The organism is Stenotrophomonas sp. ATs4, assembly GCF_051861585.1.
Lineage (GTDB): Bacteria > Pseudomonadota > Gammaproteobacteria > Xanthomonadales > Xanthomonadaceae > Stenotrophomonas > Stenotrophomonas maltophilia_AS.
Genome location: NZ_JBLYPK010000009.1, coordinates 224,997 through 245,221, shown reverse-complemented (window position 1 = coordinate 245,221; position 20,225 = coordinate 224,997). Strand labels below are relative to the sequence as shown.

The window sequence follows — 20,225 nt, the reverse complement described above, 5'->3', positions numbered from 1 at the left end:
GGCGGAAGCAGTGCGAACCAAGGTTCGCACCCACCACGGCAGATCCCGCATCGGTAGCGCCGGGCCATGCCCGGCGAGCGCAGCGGCAGAAGCGGTGCGAACCAAGGTTCGCACCCACCCCGGCAGATCCTGCATCGGTAGCGCCGGGCCATGCCCGGCGAGTGCAGCGGCGGAAGCGGTGCGAACCAAGGTTCGCACCCACCCCGGCAGATCCTGTATCGGTAGCGCCGGGCCATGCCCGGCGAGCGCAGCGGCGGAAGCGGTGCGAACCAAGGTTCGCACCCACCACGGCAGATCCCGCATCGGTAGCGCCGGGCCACGCCCGGCGATTGCAGCGGCGGGAGCGGTGCGAACCAAGGTTCGCACCCACCCCGGCAGATCCCGCATCGGGAACCGGATGGGGTCAGAGCCCTCGCCGTGGCGAGGGCTCTGACCCCGCGCAGAGGTTCAATCGCGGCGACTTGCCCACTGCGCCAGCAGCACGGCCGTGGCGGAAGCGACATTCAGGCTTTCAACCGCGCCGCTGCCGGGAATCGACAGCTGCTGGTCACACTGACTGGCCAGGCCGCGATCCATGCCTTCACCTTCCGCGCCCATCACGTAGACCAGGCGGGCCGGCAGCGACGCACGGAACACGTCATCGCCACCGTCCACCAGGGTTGCGGCCAGGCCGAAGCCAGCAGCGCGCAGCTGCGCCATCGCTTCTGCGTCTTCAGGCAGCTGCACCAGCGGCACCGACTCCGCCCCACCTTCGGCCACGCGTGCGGCAGCACCGGACAGTGCCAGCGTGCTGCCAGCCGGCAGCAGCAGCGCCTTGACGCCGAAGTGCGCGGCCGAGCGCAGGATCGCGCCGAAGTTGTGCGGATTGCCCACACCATCCAGCCACAACGCCAGCGCCGGGCCTTCGCCCAGATCTTCCAGCCACTGCGCCAGCGGCACCACAGGCGCACGCAGCACATCGGCCACCAGGCCTTCGTGGTGCGTGGTAGCGGCCAGCTTGTTGAGGTCGCCCTCCTCCACCACGCGATAGCCCACGCGGTTGGCCACGCACCACTTCAGCACCGGCTGCATGCGCGGAATCAGCGCGTCCACCAGATACAGCTTGCGCAGCGCCTGCGGACGCTTGTCGAACAGGGCCTGCACGGCGTTCCAGCCATACAGGCGCAGCTCGTCATTGCCACGCCCCGGCGGTGGCGGGGTGCCGCCCTCACGCGGTGGCAGCGGGGTGGCCCGCGGCGGTCGCGACGACGGGCGGCGGGCATTCTTCCAGGGATCATTCACTACGGGACAACTCCAGCTTGCGTTGACGCCAGAAATCGGCGTTCTTGATGCCCAGGGCATCGGGGTCGAAGATCGGATCGAGGCCGAGCTTCTTCTGTCGTTCGTAATCACGCAGGGCCAGCATGGCCGGCTTCTGCACGATGAGGATGGCGATGATGTTCAACCAGGCCATCAAGCCCACGCCGATGTCACCCAGCGCCCAGGCCAGGGTGGCGTTGTGGAAGGCACCGAACACCACCATGCCGATGATGCCCAGGCGCAGCAGCAGCACGGTCAGCGGGCGCTTCTTGTTGTGGTTGACGTAGGTCAGGTTGGTTTCGGCCATGTAGTAATAGGCCATGATCGTGGTGAAGGCGAAGAAGAAGATCGCGATCGACACGAACGCCGAACCCCAGCCCGGCAGCACGGCTTCAACGCCGGCCTGCGCGTAACCGGCACCTTCCGGAATACCGGCCAGACCCTGGAAGATCGGCGCGCCACCCGGTACCGGCGAATACACGTTGTAGGTGCCGCTGGCCAGAATCAGGAAGGCGGTAGCGGTGCACACCATCATGGTATCGAAGTAGATCGCGAAGGCCTGTACGTAACCCTGCTTGGCCGGGTGCGAGACCTCGGAGGCCGCCGCCGCGTGTGGGCCCGAGCCCTGGCCAGCTTCGTTGGCATAGATGCCGCGCTTGATGCCCCACTCCACCGCCAGGCCCATCATCGCGCCGAACGCAGCGTGGGTGCCGAAGGCGCTCTTGAAGATGATGCCGAACATTTCCGGCACGCGGTCGTAGTTGATGATCATGATGACGATGGCCATCAGGATGAAGCCGGCGGCCATGAACGGCACCACCACTTCGGCGAAGTTGGCGATGCGCTTGACGCCGCCGAAGATCACCACGCCCAGCAGCAGGGCCACCACGATGCCGATGCCCAGCTTCAGCGCCTGCGCCGCTTCCATGCCGAAGGCCTGGCCATCAAGCGGACCGCACAGCGCGGTGCCGCGGCAGGCATTGATGACGCTGTCGGCGATGGCATTGGCCTGCACGCCCGGCATCAGGAAACCGGCGGCAATGATCGTGGCGATGGCGAAGGCCATGGCATACCACTTCAGGCCCATCGCTTTTTCGATGTAGTAGGCCGGACCACCGCGGTAGCGGCCTTCGGCATCCTTGGTCTTGTAGATCTGCGCCAGGGTGCATTCCACATACGAGGTGGACGCGCCGAGGAAGCCCATCACCCACATCCAGAAGATGGCGCCGGGGCCGCCGAAGGCGATGGCGGTGGCCACGCCGGCGATGTTGCCGATGCCCATGCGCCCGGCCATCGACATGGCCAGCGCCTGGAACGAGGACACGCCGGCCTCGGACTTCTCGCCCGATACGGTGAGGCGGCACATCTCGACGAAGCCACGGATCTGCATGAAGCGGGTGCGCAGGCTGAAGAACAGGCCGGCGGCCAGGCACATGAAGATCAGTGCCTTGCTCCAGATGATGCTGTTGATGAAATGTACGGTAGCTTCCACGCGCGCTCTCTCCAGTCGGCGGGTTGTGAGGACGTCCCGTCGGCTGGAAGGGACCGGTCGATTCTCCCTGATCGAAGGCCGCTGCGATAGCGCCGGATGTGGGGGCGTGTTCTCCGCCGGGCATGGCCCGGCGCTAGCGGCAATGACCGTGACCCCCACGGTAGCGCCGGGCCATCCCCGGCGGCCTTTCAGGGCAGCTGCGTGCGCACCCGGGCGAAACGGCGCAGGTCGTGCAGCACGCCGCGCTTGTAGACCGCGCAGCGCTCCACGCCTTCTTCCAGGAAACCGCTCTTTTCCAGCACCCGGGCCGAGCCGAGGTTGAAGTCGACCACCGTGGCCTGCAGCCTGAGCAGGCGCAGTTCGTCCATCACCCACGGCGCGAATAGGCCGACCACGCGGGTCATCAGACCCTGCCCCCAATGCGCCTGGCCGAGCCAGTAACCCAGCTCGGCGGTATGCCCGCGCTCGGCCACGCCCTGCTGGGCACCGACGCTGCCACAGGCCTGGCCGTCGATCTCGATGGCCAGGTTGAGCGTGCCCGGCGCCAGCACACGGCCGGCGAGGAAGGCCTCGCCATCCTCGCGCGTGTACGGGTACGGGAAGCGATCACGCAGGCCCCGCGACACCTCGGCGTCGTTGGCGTGGTGCAGCAGCGATTCCAGATCATCCGGGCGCCAGGGGCGCAGGCGGAAACCGTCGCCTTGCAGGTTTGGGGTCAGAGCCCTTTCCCTTTGGGAAAGGGATCCGACCCCGTCGGCAGGCCGGTCAGGCATGGCCACCCACCGACGGGGACTCGGCCTCCTGCTTCTCCAGCTCGCGCTTCACCGCTTCCGGCGAACGGGTGTACGGCGCCAGGCGCGCGTAGAACGCCGGCACCACGAACAGCGACAGGAAGGTGGAGAGGGTCACGCCGAAGATGATCACGATGCCGATCGTGCCACGACTGGCCGAACCGGGGCCACCGGCGACGACCAGCGGGATCGCGCCGACCACGGTGGCGATGGAGGTCATCAGGATCGGGCGCAGGCGCACCATTGCCGATTCGATGATCGCCTCGCGCACGGTCCGCCCGTCATCACGCAGCTGGTTGGCAAATTCGACGATCAGGATGCCGTTCTTGGCCGCCAGGCCCACCAGCATGACGATGCCGATCTGGCTGAACAGATTCACCGTGCCGCCACTCAGCCACAGGCCCACCAACGCGCCGAGCACGCCCAGCGGCACGGTCAGCATGATCGTGAGCGGGTGGATGAAGCTCTCGAACTGCGCGGCCAGCACCAGATACACCACCAGCAGCGCCATGGCGAAGGTCAGCAGCACTGCGCCGCCTGCGCTCTGGTACTCGCGCGATTCGCCCTTCCAGTTCACCTGGGCATACTGCGGCAGCTCCTCGCGCGTGACCTGCTGTGCCCAGGCAATGGCCTCGCCCAGCGGGTAGCCCGGGGCCAGGCCGGCATTGATGGTGATCGAGCGCAGCCGGTTGAAGCGGTTCAGGGTACCGGCCTCGGCCATTTCGCTAAGGGTGACCAGGTTGGACAGCGGCACCAGCTCGCCGGAGGTGGCGCGCACGCGGATAGCGGCGAGGTCGGCCGGGCTGGCACGGCCATCGCGACCGGCCTGGACCAGCACGTCGTACTCCTCACCGTTGTCGACGAAGGTGGTAACGCGGCGCGAGCCCATCATGGTTTCCAGCGCCGAACCGATCGCGGTGACCGGCACGCCCAGATCGGCCGCACGCTGGCGGTCGATGTTCACCCGCATCTGCGGCCGGGTTTCCTTGTAGTCGGAGTCGGGGCCGACCAGACCGGGGTTGTCGGCCATGCGCAGCAGGATGCGGTCACGCCACTGCGCGATCTCGGCGTATTCCGGGCCGCCCAGCACGATCTGGAATGGCTGGCCGCCACTGCGTACCAGACCACCGCCGACCTGTGTACGTACGCGCACGCCGCGGATGGTATCCAGTTCCTTCTGCAGTTCGTTGGCCACTTCCGGGGTACCTTCGCTGCGCTGACGCCACGGCTGCAGGAAGACGCTGACGCGGCCGGTGTGCATTTCCTCGCTGGCGCCCCAGCCGCCCGGCACGCGCGGGTTGGCACGCACGATCGGCTTGTCCGCGCCCACGTGCGGGGCCAGCATCGCTTCCACCTGCTGCACCTGCTGCACGGTGTAGTCGTAGCCGGCGCCTTCCGGGCCATCGATCATGATCTGGAACGAGCCACGGTCTTCGGCCGGGGCCAGTTCCGAGGGCAGCAGCCTGAGCAGGCCCCAGCTGGCGGCCAACGCGGCCACCATCACCAGCAGGTAGATCCAGGTGCGGTCGACGTGGTGGTCGAGCACCCGCCCATAGGCGCCTGCCAGGCGCTCCAGATTGCGGTTGATGAAGCCATGCAGCCCGCGCGGTGCCTGCCCGGTGTGCGGCTTGAGCAGCTTGGAGGCCATCATCGGCGTCAGCGTCAGCGCCACGAAGGCAGACAATGCCACCGCTGCCGCCAGCGCTACCGCCAGCTCGCGGAACAGGCGCCCGGTGTTGCCCTCCAGGAAACCGACCGGCAGGAACACCGCCACCAGCACGGCGGTGGTGGCGATCACCGCGAAGGCGACCTGTGCGGTGCCGCGCTTGGACGCCACCAGCGGTGGCTCGCCCAGATCGATACGGCGCTGCACGTTCTCAACCACCACGATCGCGTCATCCACCACCAGGCCGATGCACAGCACCAGCGCCAGCAGCGTCAGCAGATTGATCGAGAAGTCGAACGCATACAGCGCGATGAACGCCGCGACCAGACACACCGGAACGGTGACCGCAGGAATCAGCGCGGCACGGAAGCTGCCGAGGAACAACCAGATCACCGCCAGTACCAGGATCATCGCCTCCACCAGCGTGGCGTAGACGCGGTCCACTGCGGCTTCGATGAAGGTGGTGTTGTCGAAGGCAACGAAGATCTGCGTGCCCTTGGGCAGGGTCAGTGCCACCCGCTCGGCTTCAGCGCGCGCGGTGCGGGCCACGTCCAGCGAGTTGGCGGTGGAGGTCTTGACGATGCCCAGGCCGATGCCCGGCTCGCCGTTGCTGCGGTAGTAGGCACGACGCTCGGCCGAGGCCAGCTCGATCTTCGCCACGTCGCCCATGCGCACCACGTAGCCGTCGCGGCCCTTGCCCAGCGGGATGGTCGCGAAGTCTTCGGGTTTGATGTAGTTGCGCTCCACGCGCAGGGTGAAATCGCGGTCGGTCGATTCGATGCGGCCGGCCGGCAGTTCCACGTTCTCGTTGCGCAGTGCGGTTTCCACGTCTCCGGTGGTCAGCCCGCGCGCCGCCAGCTGGTCGCGGTCCAGCCAGATGCGCATCGCATAGCGCTGGCGGCCGCCGATACGGACCTGGGCCACACCATCAAGGCTGGAGAAGCGATCGACCACATAGCGGTCGGCGTAGTCGCTCAGCTCCAGCGTGTCCATGGTGGAGGACACCATGTTGAACCAGATGATCGGATCGGCATCGCTCTCGACCTTGGCGATTTCCGGCGGACGCGCTTCTTCCGGCATACGGTCGGCGACGCGGCTGACCGCATCGCGCACGTCGTTGGCCGCCGCTTCGATATCGCGGTTGGAGGTGAACTCGATGCTGACCTGCGAACGGCCGTTGTTGCTGCGCGCGTTGATCGTATCGATGCCTTCGATGCCGGCCAGCGCATCTTCCAGCACCTGGGTGATGCGGCTTTCGATGACCGCCGCCGAAGCGCCGGTGTAATCCACCGACACCGACACGATCGGCGGATCGATGGCCGGCAGTTCGCGCAGGGTCAGGCGGGTGAAGGACATCACGCCCAGCACCAGCAGCAACAGGCTCATCACCACGGCGAACACCGGCCGCTGGATGGAAATGTCGGACAGCTTCATCCGCCGTGGCCCTCGGCCGCGACCGGTGCCGGTGCATCAGCCGGCTTGGCACCTGTGGCCGGGGCCGCGTCCTTGGCGGCAACCTTCAAGCCCGGGCGCAGCTTGCCGGTGCCGTCGACCACGATGCGCTGGCCCGCTTCCAGGCCTTGCTTGATCTCGACCACGCCGGCACGGCGCGCGCCGGTGACCACGTCCACACGCTCGACGCTGTCGTCGGCCTTGATGCGGTACACGAAGGTATCGCGACCGACCTGCACCACGGCGATTTCCGGAACCACCAGCGCCGGCCGTTCGGGATGGAACAGCCGGACATCCAGCAGCATGCCCGGACGCAGCGCGTGGTCGCCGTTGATGAAGTCGGCACGCACGGTCACCGCGCGGGTGGCCGGGTCGATGCGCGCATCGATGGTGCTGACCACGCCCTCGAAGGTGCGGCCTGGCCACGCCACGCTGGTGGCACTGACCTTGTCACCGACACCGAGAGCCGCCAGTTCCACTTCCGGCACCTGGAAATCGATGTGCATGTGCTCGATGTCATCAAGCGTGGCGATCACCGTGGTCGGCGTCAGCAGCGTGCCCGGGCTGACCTGGCGGATGCCGAGCACACCGGCGAACGGCGCACGCACGCGGCGGTCACCGATGTCCGACTGCATCTGCGCCACGCGCGCTTCTGCGGCATCGCGGATCGACTTCTGCGTATCCAGCGTGGCGCTGGACACCAGCCGCTGCGTGGCCAGCTCACGCTGGCGCTTGTACAGCTGGTCGGACTCGTGGAAGGTGGCCTGCGCCTGTACCAGCGCGGCCTCCTGGGCCTGCCCGCGCAGGGTCACGATGGGCGCACCTGCGGCAATGTGCTGGCCGCTTTCGAAGTGCACTTTCTCGACGATTTCGCTGACCTTGGCGGTGACGCTGATCGATTCGCGCGCCTTGGCCGTGCCCAGTGCCTGCAGGGTGTCGTTCCACTGCGAGGACTGCACGACCTGCGCGGTGACCGGCACCGCTTCTCCCTGCCGACGTGCGGCAGCCTCCTGTTTGCCTGCGCACCCGGCCAGCACGGCCAGGCTGAGGCCGAAGGCCAGGGTCGAAGCGATACGAGCCAACATGAACGGTCCTGATTGATCCACGGCCGCCGAGTGTAGGCAAGGGCCCGCAAAAGCGGTATGTGCCAAGCGTTTACCGGCGTGGAACCGGCACTGCGATAGCGCCTTCAACCGGTTCCGTGCAAGGCTGGCACTGGCAGTGTCAACGTGTGTCGGGGTGTATCCAGCGGCCCATTGCAGGCGTTGCCATCGTAGAGTCGAAGCTGCCCGACGGAGGGCGTCGGGCGGGGACGGATCCTGGCGGGGATCCGGCCCCGTTTTTTTTGCCCAACCGCAACGCCGGGGATGGCCCGACGCTACCGTTTCCGCACGTCGATCAATACCGGTAGTTCACCTTCATCCACACGCTGCGGCCCGGCTCGTTGATGCGTACCGGGTCAGCCGGGAAACCGAAGTCGGCACTGCCGGCCAGATTCAGGTGCTCGCTGTAGGCACGGTCGAACAGGTTGTCGACACCCGCACTGAGCTGCAACTGCGAACTGAAGCGGTAGGCCGCATTGAGCGCGAAGGTCGCGAAGCCGGCACTCTGCCCCAGGTCCTGGGCGACGACGTTGCCCTGTCCATCTGCGACACGATGCTGGTGGGTCACCGCCCGCAGCAGTGCACCCGCACTCCAGCGCTGGCCTTCCCAGTTCGCGCTCAGGCGCGCTTCCAGCGGCGGCATCTGCGGCAACGGGCGGTGCTGGTCGCGATTCTCGCCCCAGGCGTAGGCCAGCGTGCCACCGAGCTTCCACTGCTCGGCCACGCTCACTTCCAGCCCGGCTTCTGCACCGGCGATGCGCGCATCGACGTTGTCGGCCTGGCTCATGCCCATCATGCCGCTGCCGTGGTAGGTGAACAGGATGTAGTCCTGGATCTGCCCGGCGTACGCCGAAACCCAGGCCTGCACGCGCGGGCCCTTGTACTGCAGGCCCACATCAAGCTGGGTGGTGCGTTCGGGCTGCACGCCGGTGAACGCGTTCACCGCACCGACGGGGCCGTGGTTGGGCGAGAACAGTTCCCAGTAGTCGGGCATGCGTTCGCTGTGGCCCAGGCCTGCGTACCAGGTCAGGCCGTCGGCCAGATCCTGCTCATAGCGCAGGAAACCGCTGCCGAGCCATTCCTTGCGCTGCTGGCCAGCGGTCGGATTGGGCCGGTTGCCCATCATGCCGCGGACCGACTGCCGCTCGTCGCGTACGCTGGCACGATCGATGCGCAGGCCGCTGATCCAGCGCTGGTCGGTGCCGGCGCCGAGGGTCAACTCGGTGAACACGCCGTAGCGACGGAAATTCGCATCGGTCTCCCAGGCCGCCTGCCGGTAGGTGTCGCGGCCCATGCCCATGCGGCCACGATGACGGCTGGCCTCGCCATCCACGCCGGCCACCAGTTGCACGTCCTGCCAGCGCCACTCGGAACTGACCCGCCCGCCCTGGGTACGGCGATCCACGTTCGAAGCCATCGGCATCGGCATCATGCTGTGCGGGTTCGGCGTGCGCAGCGTGTAGTTGTCCATCACGTGGTCGGCGTTGTTGTAGTACACGTTGGCCAGCAACGTGTCCCAGGCACCCGGCAGATTGCGCTTTTCGAAGCGCGCCGCGTAACTGGTGCGCTCGAAGGCGGCACCGTCCATGCCACGGCCCGCGTACCGCGCGATGGCGTCACCGGCACCGGCGGAGATTTCCAGCAGCGTGTCGGCATCCGGCGTCCAGCCGATCGCAACGTCGCCATTCCACTTGCGCCACTTCGATGGCACCACATCACCGTTGCCGTCCTTGTAGTCGTCGGCTTCGGAACGGTTGCCGCTGGCGCGTACATAACCTGTCGGATTGCCCAGCGTCAGGTCCAGCACCTGGTCGTTGCGGTTGCGCGAACCAACCAGCGCACTGGCATCGGCACGCAGGCCCGGTTCCTCGAAGCGCGGCGTATCGCGTTCGAAGCGCACGGTGCCGGCCGACGCGCCGGCACCCCAGCGCACGCTCTGCGGGCCCTTGATGATGGTCAGCCGGTCAAAGCTCTCCGGCGCGATGTAGGACAGCGGATTGTCCATGCGCGACGGGCAGGCACCGATCAGGTTGCCGTCATTGCTGAGGATGTTCAGCCGCGAACCGAACATCCCGCGCAGCACCGGGTCACCGTTGGTGCCGCCATTGCGGATGGCGGAGAAGCCAGGAACGGTCTTCAGGTAATCGGCACCGTCGCTGGCGGGTACCGGCTGCCGCGGCAGACGCGGATCGGTCACCCAGTGCAGCGGCGAGGATGGTGCGGCGGCGGTGACCACCATCGTGTCGAGGGTGCGCGCCTGCTCGGCGGGCGCAGCGTGGGCCAGTGACGCGGCCACGGCCAGGCCAAGGGCAACCGGCAGGCGCGCGCAGGCGCCCGCGGGGCGGGAAGTCATTTTCATTGGAACAGCTCCAAAGTACGCACGCGCGCACGGCGCCCGGTCAGGCGTCGTGCGGCAGATTCGATAGGGATATCAGCGGACGATGGAGAAACACGGCGGCCCACGCGCGGCATGTGCCGGCCAGCGCAGCGCTGGCAGTACCTGCTGTGACCAGGGAAAAGCCAGTCGCGGCCGCCACAACACGGGCAACAGCAGTACCAGCACCGCCAGCCACGGCAGCAGGCGCATGGCCAGCACGCAGTACTCGCAGGCTTCGCCGTGCATGGCATGGGGGTCGGCCGGACGGCTGGGCGCTGCCGGCGCAACGCCGTACTGATCGTGCCCGGCCATGGCCATGTCGTGCATGTCATGGCCCATGGCAGCGTGGTCCATGCCTGCCATCGCCGCGTGCTCCATCGGCTGCGCCTGCAGCGCGCGGCTGACCAGTGGCGCAAGCACCATCAGCAGCGTCGCCAGGACGGCGAGCTGGAGCAGAAGGCGCTGCGGGCGGGACAGGCGGGTCACCCCGCTAGTGTAGAGCGGGGTCCAGGGTTGCCCGTGCGACGAACGGTCGCAGGAGGGGGTGTCGGCAGGGCTGCGCCCTGCACCTGCCGAATCAACGTCAACGTCAACGTCAGAAGCGGGCTTCCTGTGGGGAGGCAGGGTGGGTCCGGTTGCGGGAGACGCCGTAAACCCGTCCTTGGGGGCTTGGCCGCGGCATCCATGCCGCGGACACTCCCGCAACCGGACCCACCCTGCCTTCGACAGATCTCCGCGATCTGCAGTAGATCCACGCCATGCGTGGATGAATTCCATCGGAATCGAATATTTCGAATTGGAATCGAAAAGCATCCACGCATGGCGTTAATCTACCGTGTCGACCAAGGTCGACACCTACCAACAGCCGCCGGAATCTGTCACCTGCTCGACCCACCTCACACCGTAATGGTCTGGGTCAGCGACTCCCACGTTGGCGGCACCGGCCACGCCGCCGCCTGGTTGCCATCCAGCACCCTGCGCAGGTCGCGCGGATCGATCTGCGGTGCCAGTACATGCACCAGCTCCAGCGCGTAATCACGCAGCACGCGGTCACGCGGCAGCACCGCCCAGGCAATGCACTCGCTGATCGGGTCCGGCGCCGGCCACGATCTCAGGTCTTCATCGTTGGAACTGACCGCCATCTCCGCCAGCAGGCCCACGCCCAGACCGGTGCGCACGTAGGTCTTGATCAGATCGGCATCGAGCGCGGTCAGTGCCAGATCGGGCACCAGCCCGTGGGCGGCGAAGGCGCGCTGCAGCGACGAATTCGGGCGGGTCGAAGATTCATAGCTGATCAACGGCTGGCGGGCCAAGGCAGCCAGGTCCGGTGTGCGTCCCGCGCGATCCAGCGGGTGACCCTTCGGTACCACCACCAGACGCCGCCAGCGGAACAACGGCACCGCAATACCGTCGGTAGGCTCACCGCCGGCGGTGCTGATGATGGCGATGTCGGCATCGCCCTGGTTCAAGCGGTCCAGCGCATCGGCTTCACCGGCCTGCTGCAGATGCACGCTCACCTGCGGATACGCCTGCTTGATGGCAGCCACTGCCGGTGGCAACACGAAGCGCGCCTGGGTGTGGGTGGTGGTGAGGATCAGCTGGCCCTGGCTCTCGCGGCGCTGGTTGGCCGCATAGGTGCGGATGTTGTTGGCCTCGGCCAGCACCGAACGCGCGCGCGCGATCACCTCGGTACCGGCCGGAGTGACCGATTCCAGGCTGCGCCCCTTGCGCACGAACAGCAGGAAGCCCAGTTCGTCCTCCAGCTGCTTGAGCTGCTTGGACAGGCCAGGCTGGGTGGCGTGCACGCGCGAGGCGGCCATCGTGATGTTCAGCTCGGCGTCGGCGATGGCAACCAGATAGCGCAGCTGGGTCAGCGTCATGGCAGGCGGGCGATGTGGGGGCGGAGGTCCACTCTAGGGTCAATTGCCGTCACCAGCTTATAACCAAAGGTTGTTTAAGAAAGGTATCTGGTCATTTCCGGGCGTCATATGCCGGCGCTACGGTCAGCCGGCAGCCGCTGGCCTGAACAGCCAGCCCTCCCCCTTCGCCCGCCGAAGCCCGGCGCGGCCCCGTTTCCGGAGCGCTTCCATGGCCCTGTACGACTCCATCCTCGATACCGTCGGCAACACCCCCATCGTCAAGCTGCAGCGCCTGGCGCCCCCACAGGTCACCGTCTACGCCAAGGTCGAGTCGTTCAACCCGGGCGGCTCGGTGAAGGACCGTCTGGCGCTGGCGATCATCCTCGACGCCGAACAGCGTGGCCTGCTCAAGCCGGGCGACACCATCGTCGAAGCCACCTCTGGCAACACCGGCGTGGCACTGGCGATGGTCGCCGCCGCGCGCGGCTACAAGTTCGTGGCCACCATGGTCGAGACCTTCTCGGTGGAACGTCGCAAGCTGATGCGCGCCTATGGCGCCAAGGTGATCCTGACGCCGGCCGCCGAACGCGGCAGCGGCATGGTGCGCAAGGCGGCTGAACTGGCCGAACAGCACGGCTGGTTCCTGGCCAGCCAGTTCGCCAACCCGGCCAACCCGGCCTATCACCGCAACACCACCGCTGCCGAGATCCTGCGCGATTTCGCCGGCAAGCGGCTGGACTATTTCGTCAGCGGCTGGGGCACCGGCGGCACGCTCACCGGCGTGGGCGAAGTGCTGAAGGTCGCGCGCCCGCAGACCCGCATCATCGCCACCGAACCGGCCGGTGCCGCGCTGTTGAAGGGCGATGACTGGAAGCCGCACAAGATCCAGGGCTGGACGCCGGATTTCGTGCCAGACGTGCTCAACCGTGATGTGGTGGATGAACTGGTGACGGTGGAAGATGACCGCGCGATCGCCACCGCGCGCCGGCTGGCCGCAGAGGAAGGCATCTTCGTCGGCATTTCCGCCGGTGCCACCGTGGCCAGTGCACTGGACGTGGCTGCCCGTGCTGAACCGGGCTCGGTGATCCTGGCGATGCTGCCGGACACCGGTGAACGCTATTTCTCCACGCCGCTGTTCGCCGATGTGAATGAGGGTTCCGACGACGACTGGCTGGCCGGCCTGCCGTAAACCGCCCGGGGTCGGAGCCCTTTGCCGCAGGGAAAGGGCTCTGCCCCCACCCGCGTGAATCAGCGACAGGGGTCAGAGCCTTTCCCATGCGGGAAAGGATCTGACCCCTTTCCGCTTCAGCCTGCGTGAAGGCGTCGCCCGCCATCGTGCGTGAAGGCCGTCGGATCGCAGCGCGTGAGACGGTCATGACGCAGTATCGATGCCCTGTCCCCTACCGTGGGAACAGCCGGCGCAGATGCTGCGCGGAACACCTCACAGGCAGGAGACGGACGCATGAAGATCGAAGTTTGGCAGGGCGACATCACGACCCTGGCGGTGGATGCGATCGTCAACGCGGCCAATGAAACGCTGCTCGGTGGCGGCGGTGTCGACGGCGCGATCCATCGCGCAGCCGGTCCCGCACTGCTGGCCGAGTGCGAGCAGTTGCCGGAACTGCGCCCGGGCGTGCGTTGCCCAACCGGCGAAGTGCGCGCCACCGACGCCCACGCGCTGCCGGCACGGCATGTACTGCACACGGTCGGCCCGGTCTGGCACGACGGCCAACGCGACGAACCGGCGCTGCTGGCAAACTGCTACTGGAAATCGCTGCAGATGGCCGAATCACTGGGCGTGCAGTCAATCGCGTTCCCCGCCATCAGCTGTGGCGTATACGGCTATCCGTTGTACCAGGCCGCGCAGATCGCGGTGACCGAAACGCTGGCATGGCAACGCAGCCATGCACAGCCGATGCGCATCGTGCTGGTGGCGTTCAATACCGCAACCGCCAAGGCCTACCAGCAGGCGCTGACCGCCGCCGGGCAGAACGCGGACAACGAGCCGCGAAGCTCGATGCTGCCGCCTCTGGGCGATACGGGCTTTGCCGCCGCGCACTGAACCGTGGTGCGGGACGTAAAGAAAAGGCCGGGCACTGCCCGGCCTTTTCCGTTTCGCGAGTGCTTTCATCCACGCATGGCGTGGATCACTCTCAACGGCTGGCGGCTTCCACCGCAGCGGCGTCATCGGCCACGGCTGCTGCGTCTGCAGCGGCACGTGCTGCCGAGGCGGCGGCGCCGTCGGCGCTGGCGCCATCAACCTGCACGCGCACTTCCACCATGCCCGCGCCATTGTTCAGGCTGGACACGTCCACGGTGTAGTGACCGGCCGGCAGGGTCTCTTCCAGGCGCGAATTGGTACCGTTGCCACCGTCATCATCGGTCAGCTCGACGTCGCCGCCGACCACGCGCAGCACGGTATCGACCTGGCTGGAAATCGCATCCAGGCGCACGTCGGCCGGGCGGTCCAGGGTCAGCAGGAAACGGCGGCGGCCATCGTTGTCGAGCATGGTGTACACGCTGCCCGACTTCGGCAGTGCGGTGCCGTCGCGCTCGACCAGATTGCCCGGCAGTTCAATGCGGGTGGCCGACAGGGTGAACATGCCACTGACGCCGTCGCCCAGACCACGCGCGGTCAGGGTGTACTTGCCCGGCTTCAGCGACAGGGTCAGGCGCGAGTTGGTGCTGTCGCCGCCATCATCGTTTTCCGCATCGACGCCCTGACCGGACAGCTTCAGCACCGGGTCGAAGACGTCCGAGACCAGGCGGATCTCATACAGGCCCGCTTTCTCTACCTGCAGGGTGTAGTCCTGCGAGTTGCTGGCCAGCATGTCGACGATCTCGCCACTGCCCGCCAGCGGCTTGCCGTCGTACGGCTTCAGCTTCTCGGCGCGCAGGCGGTACGGACCAAAAGCGCTCGGGCCATCGGCGTTGACGGCCACCTGGTAGGTGCCGCCACCGTTGGCACGGAACGCCAGCGAGACATCGCCTTCGCGTTCGTAACCGGTGTTGCTGGTGGACACCAGGCTGCCGTTGTTGAACACCGCGATCGAACCGGTCAGTGCGCCGGTGAGCTTCAAGCCGACCAGTTCCTTGTCTTCCAGCTTGATCTGGTACAGCTGGTGATGGCTGCCGTCGTTGAAGTTGATGCCGCTGCGCGAGGTGATTTCGCCGGACACCGGCTTGTCGAAATCGAGCGACGCGGCCTTGCCTGCGTCACCACCACCGCCAACGATGCGGTTGCAACCGCCTGCGGCGAGGACCGTGACGACGGCCAGTGTGAGTGCTGCCAAACGCATGTTTTTTCTCCTTGGCCTTCCATGTATGCCCCGCACACCGGCCCGGTGCGTGGGGGCGGAAACGATACCCGCAAAAGCAAACGCCGGCGTGATGCCGGCGTTGCCTTGTTCATCCTGCGATGGGACGGATCAACCGTTCCACTTGCCCAGCGCGGCCAGGCCGTTGTCCTTGGCGCGCTCGTACACGGTCTTCTGGGCGGCAGCGTAGTTGCCCTTCATGTCCTTGGCCCACAGCTTCAGTGCAGCCTGCTGCATCGCGCGGCCGTAGGAGAAGCTCAGCGGCCACGGCAGGTTGCCCAGCTGGTTCATTGCGTTCAGGTGCTCGGTGGACTGCTCGTCGGTCTGGCCACCGGACAGGAACACCACGCCCGGCAGGATCGCCGGCACGGTGCTCTTCAGGCACATCACGGTCGATTCGGCCACTTCCTCGGCGTCGGCCTGCTCATCGCAGCCCTTGCCGGAGATGACCATCGACGCCTTCAGGATGGTGCCTTCCAGCAGCACGTTCTGCTGGTACAGCGCATCGAACAGCGAACGCAGGGTGGCTTCGGTGACTTCGTAGCAGGTCTCGATGTCGTGGTCGCCGTCCATGATCACTTCCGGCTCGACCATCGGCACCAGGCCGCATTCCTGGCACAGGGCGGCATAGCGGGCCAGCGCGTGGGCGTTGGACTCGATGCAGGTGCCCGACGGAATGCTCTCGCCGATGTTGATCACCGCACGCCACTTGGCGAAGCGCGCACCCAGCTTGTAGTACTCCTGCAGGCGCTCGCGCAGGCCATCCAGGCCTTCGGTCACCAGCTCGCCCGGGCAACCGGCCAGCGGGTGCGCACCCTTGTCCACCTTGATGCCCGGAATCATGCCGTGGTCGGCCATGTACTTGGCGAACGGCACGCCGTCCTTGGTCGACTGACGGATGGTTTCGTCGTACAGGATGGCGCCGGAAATGTGCTCGTTGAGCTTCGGCGTGGTCAGCAGCAGTTCGCGGTAGGCACGACGGTTCTCCTCGGTGTTCTCGATACCGACGCCGGCGAAACGCTTGGCGATGGTAGCGGTGGATTCGTCGATCGCGATGATGCCCTTGCCCGGGGCAACCATGGCCTGGGCGGTTTCAGCCAGCTGTTCGATGCTCATGTACTTCCTGTGGCGGGTGCGGGAAAAACGTAAGTATAGCCCGCAGCCTGTTGCCCCGACGTGGAAGCCAGTCTGGAAACGATTCCAATGTCCGTGCAGGACAAGGGATGTCCTGCGGCATGGGGTCAGAGCCCCTGAGGGGATCTGACCCGGGGGTCGGATCCGCAATGCGGCTCCGCCCCCAGGCCAACACGACTTACAGGTCGCCCAGGCCGCTGGCGCGGCCGTCGTCGCCCACTTCCAGCAGGCGCAGGGTGTTGGTCGCACCCAGGGTTTCCATGTGCTCACCGCTGGTGAACACCACGCGGTCACCGGCCTGCAGCAGATCGGCTTCAACCAGCAGGCGGATGCTGCCGCGCGCGGCTTCACGCGGGGTCAGGCCACGGCTGTCGAAGTTGATCGGATACACATCGCGCATCAGCGCCATCTGCCGGCGCGCGCCGTCGTGGCGGGTGACCGCGAACACCGGTGCCTTGGCGCGGAAACGCGACAGGTAGCGGGCGGTACCACCGGATTCGGTCATCGCCACGATCGCGCGCACGCCCACGTGCTGCGACAGGAACATGGTGGCCATGGCAATGGCCTGGTCGGCACGTTCCAGGTTGCGCGGCGAAGCGTTGAAGTCGGTCTCGGTCTGGAACTGGCGCTCGGCGCCCAGGCAGATGCGTGCCATCGCTTCCACGGCCTTGACCGGGTAGGCACCGGCAGCGGTTTCGGCCGACAGCATCACCGCGTCGGTACCGTCGATGACCGAGTTGGCCACGTCGAGCACTTCGGCGCGGGTCGGAATCGGGCTTTCGACCATCGACTGCAGCATCTGCGTGGCAGTGATCACCACCTTGTTCTGTGCCAGCGAGGCCTTGATGATCTTCTTCTGCAGGCCCGGCAGTTCGGCGTCGCCGATTTCCACGCCGAGGTCGCCACGCGCCACCATCACCACGTCACTGGCTTCGACGATCTCTTCCAGGTTCTCGATGGCCTCGGTACGCTCGATCTTGGACACCAGCGCGGCGTAGCAGCCGTGCGATTCAGCGATCTGGCGCGCATCGTTCATGTCCTGCGCATTGCGGCAGAACGACACGGCAATGAAGTCGACGCCGATCTTGGCGACGATGCCGATCAGTTCCTTGTCACGCTCGGTCAACGCACCCAGCGACAGGCCACCGCCCTGCTTGTTCAGCCCCTTGCGATCAGACAGCGCGCCATCGTTGAGCACGGTGTTGATGATGCGCTCGCCCTGCACCTCGACCACCTGCAGCTGCATCAGGCCATCGTCGAGCAGCAGCACATCGCCCGGGCCGACGTCCTGCGGCAGGCCGAGGTAGCTGACGCCCACCTGGGTCGTATCGCCGGGGCCGGCGTTGGTGCTGGCGATCAGGTCGAAGCGGTCACCCGCCTTGAGCTGCACTTTGCCTTCGGCGAAGCGTTCGATGCGGATCTTCGGGCCCGGCAGATCGGCCAGGATGCCCACTTCCACGCCGACACGGGCCGCAGCAGCGCGCACTTCGGCGGCACGCTTGGCCTGGCCGGACGGATCGCCGTGGCTGAAGTTCAGGCGCACCACGTTGACGCCGGCGCGGAACAGATCCTCCAGCACGCCCGGCGGATCAGTGGCCGGACCGAGGGTGGCAAGGATCTTGGTGCGACGCTGACGCTCGAACATGATGAAGGGGCCTCTCCCGATAAAGAACGGAAATTAGCACATCCTTCACGCCGCATGTATACGGTTACAGCCTTGCGCTGCCTGACTTCGCGGGTCATGGAACGGACATCGTCCGGACATACGCTGGCGCAGGGCGCGCTCATGCGCCGTGGTAGCGCCGGACAGGGCCCGGCGAGCGTTGGGCAAAGCCGCCGGGCATGGCCCGGCGCTACCGATCAAGCCGGCATCAAGCCAGCAGCGTTTCCAGCTGCGCCGGCTCACGCGCCAGCTGGTCGGCACCGGCCTCGGTGAGTTCCACCTCACCGCCGAAGCCCCACAGCACGCCGATGCTGCGCAGGCCATGGTGGCGTGCGCCTTCGATGTCCATGCGGCGGTCGCCGATCATCCAACACTGCGCGGGCTGCACCTGCAGCCGACGCAGCGCTTCGCCGACCAGTTCCGGCTTGTGGCTGCGCGAGCCGTCCAGGGTCGATCCGACGATTTCCTCGAACAACCCGCCGAACGGCAGGTGGGCAAGGATGCGGCGCGCGTGCGGTTCGTTCTTCGCGGTGACCACCGCCAGGCGATGGCCACGACCATGCAGCGTGCGCAGAGTGTCTTCCACCTGCGGGTACACCGTGTGCTCGCGCCAGCCTTCAGCGTCGAAGCGTTCACGGTAATAACCCACGGCCTGTTCCACCCGCGCCGGTTCGACGAACAGCGGCGCGAAGGTGGTACGCAGCGAAGGACCGATCCAGCCCAGCAGGGTTTCCTGCGGCGGCACCGGATGGTCCATCTTCTGCAGCGCGTAAGCGATGCAGGCGGTGATGCCCACCTGCGAATCGATCAGCGTGCCATCAAGGTCGAAGAACAGGACATCCTTGCTGCGGTCGGCACTCATGCGCCGCGCGCGTCGAGTGCAGCCACCGCCGGCAGGGTCTTGCCTTCCAGGAACTCCAGGAACGCACCACCACCGGTGGAGATGTAGCTCACCTGCGCGGCGATATCGAACTTGTCGACCGCAGCCAGGGTGTCACCGCCGCCGGCGATGGAGAAGGCCTTGGAGCTGGCGATGGCGCGTGCCAGCGCTTCGGTGCCCTTGCTGAAGGCTTCGAACTCGAACACACCCACCGGACCGTTCCAGACCACGGTGCCAGCCTTGTCGATCAACTGTGCATACTGCGCCGCGGTCTGCGGGCCGATATCCAGGATCAGGTCGTCCTCGGCAACGGCATCGACCGCCTTCACTTCTGCCGGAGCATCCGGCAGGAACTGCTTGGCGGTGACCACGTCGACCGGCAGCGGAATATCCGCACCACGGGCCTTGGCATCGGCGACGATCTTCCTGGCGGTATCCAGCAGGTCGGGCTCGTACAGCGACTTGCCGACGTTGTAGCCGGCCGCGGCGATGAAGGTATTGGCAATGCCACCGCCGACGATCAGCTGGTCGACCTTGCCGACCAGATTGGCGAGCAGTTCCAGCTTGGTGCTGACCTTGCTGCCGGCAACGATGGCCAGCAGCGGCGTGGCCGGTGCACCCAGTGCCTGCGCCAGCGCGTCCAGCTCGGCCATCAGCAGCGGGCCACCGGCCGCGACCGGTGCGAAGCGGATGACACCGTGGGTGGAGGCCTGCGCACGGTGCGCAGTGCCGAAGGCATCCATCACGAACACATCGCACAGCGCCGCGTACTTCTTCGACAGGGCTTCATCATCCTTGCCCTCGCCGACGTTCATGCGGCAGTTTTCCAGCAGCACCAGTTGGCCCGGCTGCACGTCAACGCCGTCGACCCAGTCACGCACCAGCGGAACCTCACGGCCGAGCAGCTCGGAAAGGCGAGCAGCGACCGGCGCCAGCGAATCGGCTTCGCTCCACACGCCTTCCTTCGGGCGCCCCAGGTGCGAGGTGACCATCACCGCCGCGCCCTGCTCGAGCGCGCGCTTGAGCGTCGGCAACGAAGCGGTGATGCGCTGTTCGGAGGTGATGCGGCCATTCTCGATCGGCACGTTCAGATCCTGGCGGATCAGCACGCGCTTGCCGGAGAGGTCGAGGTCGGTCATGCGGACGATGGACATGGGCAACTCTTTGGCTCAGGGACGGGATGCCGGGCTAC

15 protein-coding genes are annotated in these 20,225 nt (G+C 66.7%); 2 read left to right on the top strand and 13 right to left on the bottom strand.

Annotation, left to right across the window (positions count from 1 at the left end):
• Window positions 1-447: 447 nt before the first annotated feature.
• From ABR323_RS17140 to ABR323_RS17105, 8 genes are all read right to left on the bottom strand, one after another.
• Complete coding sequence (locus ABR323_RS17140; RefSeq protein ID WP_439450164.1) at window positions 448-1,281, bottom strand: TrmH family RNA methyltransferase; 834 nt, start codon at window positions 1,279-1,281, stop codon at window positions 448-450.
• Complete coding sequence (locus tag ABR323_RS17135) at window positions 1,274-2,791, bottom strand: alanine/glycine:cation symporter family protein (RefSeq protein ID WP_439450163.1); 1,518 nt, start codon at window positions 2,789-2,791, stop codon at window positions 1,274-1,276. The genes ABR323_RS17140 and ABR323_RS17135 overlap by 8 nt, the downstream gene beginning before the upstream one ends.
• A gap of 188 nt (window positions 2,792-2,979) precedes the next feature.
• Window positions 2,980-3,564: a GNAT family N-acetyltransferase gene (locus ABR323_RS17130; protein ID WP_439450162.1), complete on the bottom strand. Its 585-nt coding sequence runs from the start codon at window positions 3,562-3,564 to the stop codon at window positions 2,980-2,982.
• Window positions 3,557-6,682, bottom strand: coding sequence for an efflux RND transporter permease subunit (locus ABR323_RS17125; RefSeq protein ID WP_439450161.1), 3,126 nt, complete (start codon window positions 6,680-6,682; stop codon window positions 3,557-3,559). Before ABR323_RS17125 ends, ABR323_RS17130 begins: the two co-directional genes overlap by 8 nt.
• Window positions 6,679-7,785 (bottom strand): efflux RND transporter periplasmic adaptor subunit, encoded by a 1,107-nt coding sequence (locus ABR323_RS17120; RefSeq protein WP_439450160.1) that lies wholly within the window; start codon window positions 7,783-7,785, stop codon window positions 6,679-6,681. Before ABR323_RS17120 ends, ABR323_RS17125 begins: the two co-directional genes overlap by 4 nt.
• A gap of 313 nt (window positions 7,786-8,098) precedes the next feature.
• On the bottom strand, window positions 8,099-10,162 hold the full coding sequence (locus tag ABR323_RS17115; RefSeq protein ID WP_439450159.1) for a TonB-dependent copper receptor: 2,064 nt from the start codon (window positions 10,160-10,162) through the stop codon (window positions 8,099-8,101).
• A 72-nt stretch (window positions 10,163-10,234) separates the two neighbouring features.
• On the bottom strand, window positions 10,235-10,666 hold the full coding sequence (locus ABR323_RS17110; protein WP_439450158.1) for a DUF2946 domain-containing protein: 432 nt from the start codon (window positions 10,664-10,666) through the stop codon (window positions 10,235-10,237).
• 410 nt (window positions 10,667-11,076) lie between these two features.
• On the bottom strand, window positions 11,077-12,060 hold the full coding sequence (locus ABR323_RS17105; RefSeq protein WP_439450157.1) for a LysR family transcriptional regulator: 984 nt from the start codon (window positions 12,058-12,060) through the stop codon (window positions 11,077-11,079).
• A 208-nt stretch (window positions 12,061-12,268) separates the two neighbouring features.
• Between ABR323_RS17105 and cysK the strand changes: the two genes are divergently transcribed.
• Together cysK and ABR323_RS17095 are read left to right on the top strand one after the other, a co-directional pair.
• A complete protein-coding gene (cysK, locus tag ABR323_RS17100; protein ID WP_439450156.1) occupies window positions 12,269-13,228 on the top strand; it encodes a cysteine synthase A in 960 nt (319 codons plus the stop codon).
• A gap of 273 nt (window positions 13,229-13,501) precedes the next feature.
• A complete protein-coding gene (locus ABR323_RS17095) occupies window positions 13,502-14,101 on the top strand; it encodes an O-acetyl-ADP-ribose deacetylase (protein WP_135274912.1) in 600 nt (199 codons plus the stop codon).
• Window positions 14,102-14,192: 91 nt separating this feature from the next.
• On the opposite strand, the gene ABR323_RS17090 is transcribed toward ABR323_RS17095, so the two are convergent.
• The 5 genes from ABR323_RS17090 to ABR323_RS17070 all read right to left on the bottom strand — a co-directional run bounded on the left by ABR323_RS17090 (window position 14,193) and on the right by ABR323_RS17070 (window position 20,187).
• Window positions 14,193-15,338: an ABC transporter substrate-binding protein gene (locus ABR323_RS17090; RefSeq protein WP_135274913.1), complete on the bottom strand. Its 1,146-nt coding sequence runs from the start codon at window positions 15,336-15,338 to the stop codon at window positions 14,193-14,195.
• 129 nt (window positions 15,339-15,467) lie between these two features.
• Window positions 15,468-16,472, bottom strand: a complete 1,005-nt coding sequence (locus tag ABR323_RS17085; RefSeq protein WP_135274914.1) for a class I fructose-bisphosphate aldolase — start codon at window positions 16,470-16,472, stop codon at window positions 15,468-15,470.
• 196 nt (window positions 16,473-16,668) lie between these two features.
• Window positions 16,669-18,135 (bottom strand): pyruvate kinase, encoded by a 1,467-nt coding sequence (pyk, locus tag ABR323_RS17080; protein WP_135274915.1) that lies wholly within the window; start codon window positions 18,133-18,135, stop codon window positions 16,669-16,671.
• A 226-nt stretch (window positions 18,136-18,361) separates the two neighbouring features.
• Window positions 18,362-19,015, bottom strand: coding sequence for an HAD hydrolase-like protein (locus tag ABR323_RS17075; RefSeq protein WP_439450155.1), 654 nt, complete (start codon window positions 19,013-19,015; stop codon window positions 18,362-18,364).
• Window positions 19,012-20,187 carry a phosphoglycerate kinase gene (locus ABR323_RS17070; RefSeq protein WP_135274917.1) on the bottom strand — a complete coding sequence of 392 codons (1,176 nt, stop codon included), beginning with the start codon at window positions 20,185-20,187 and terminating at the stop codon, window positions 19,012-19,014. The genes ABR323_RS17075 and ABR323_RS17070 overlap by 4 nt, the downstream gene beginning before the upstream one ends.
• Window positions 20,188-20,225: the final 38 nt, after the last annotated feature.

Coding starts and splice junctions, on each gene's coding strand:
- ABR323_RS17130 (WP_439450162.1), bottom strand. CDS start 3,564: ATGCCTGACCGGCCTGCCGACGGGGTCGGATCCCTTTCCCAAAGGGAA.
- ABR323_RS17125 (WP_439450161.1), bottom strand. CDS start 6,682: ATGAAGCTGTCCGACATTTCCATCCAGCGGCCGGTGTTCGCCGTGGTG.
- ABR323_RS17120 (WP_439450160.1), bottom strand. CDS start 7,785: ATGTTGGCTCGTATCGCTTCGACCCTGGCCTTCGGCCTCAGCCTGGCC.
- ABR323_RS17115 (WP_439450159.1), bottom strand. CDS start 10,162: ATGAAAATGACTTCCCGCCCCGCGGGCGCCTGCGCGCGCCTGCCGGTT.
- ABR323_RS17105 (WP_439450157.1), bottom strand. CDS start 12,060: ATGACGCTGACCCAGCTGCGCTATCTGGTTGCCATCGCCGACGCCGAG.
- cysK (WP_439450156.1), top strand. CDS start 12,269: ATGGCCCTGTACGACTCCATCCTCGATACCGTCGGCAACACCCCCATC.
- ABR323_RS17095 (WP_135274912.1), top strand. CDS start 13,502: ATGAAGATCGAAGTTTGGCAGGGCGACATCACGACCCTGGCGGTGGAT.
- ABR323_RS17090 (WP_135274913.1), bottom strand. CDS start 15,338: ATGCGTTTGGCAGCACTCACACTGGCCGTCGTCACGGTCCTCGCCGCA.
- ABR323_RS17085 (WP_135274914.1), bottom strand. CDS start 16,472: ATGAGCATCGAACAGCTGGCTGAAACCGCCCAGGCCATGGTTGCCCCG.
- pyk (WP_135274915.1), bottom strand. CDS start 18,135: ATGTTCGAGCGTCAGCGTCGCACCAAGATCCTTGCCACCCTCGGTCCG.
- ABR323_RS17075 (WP_439450155.1), bottom strand. CDS start 19,015: ATGAGTGCCGACCGCAGCAAGGATGTCCTGTTCTTCGACCTTGATGGC.
- ABR323_RS17070 (WP_135274917.1), bottom strand. CDS start 20,187: ATGTCCATCGTCCGCATGACCGACCTCGACCTCTCCGGCAAGCGCGTG.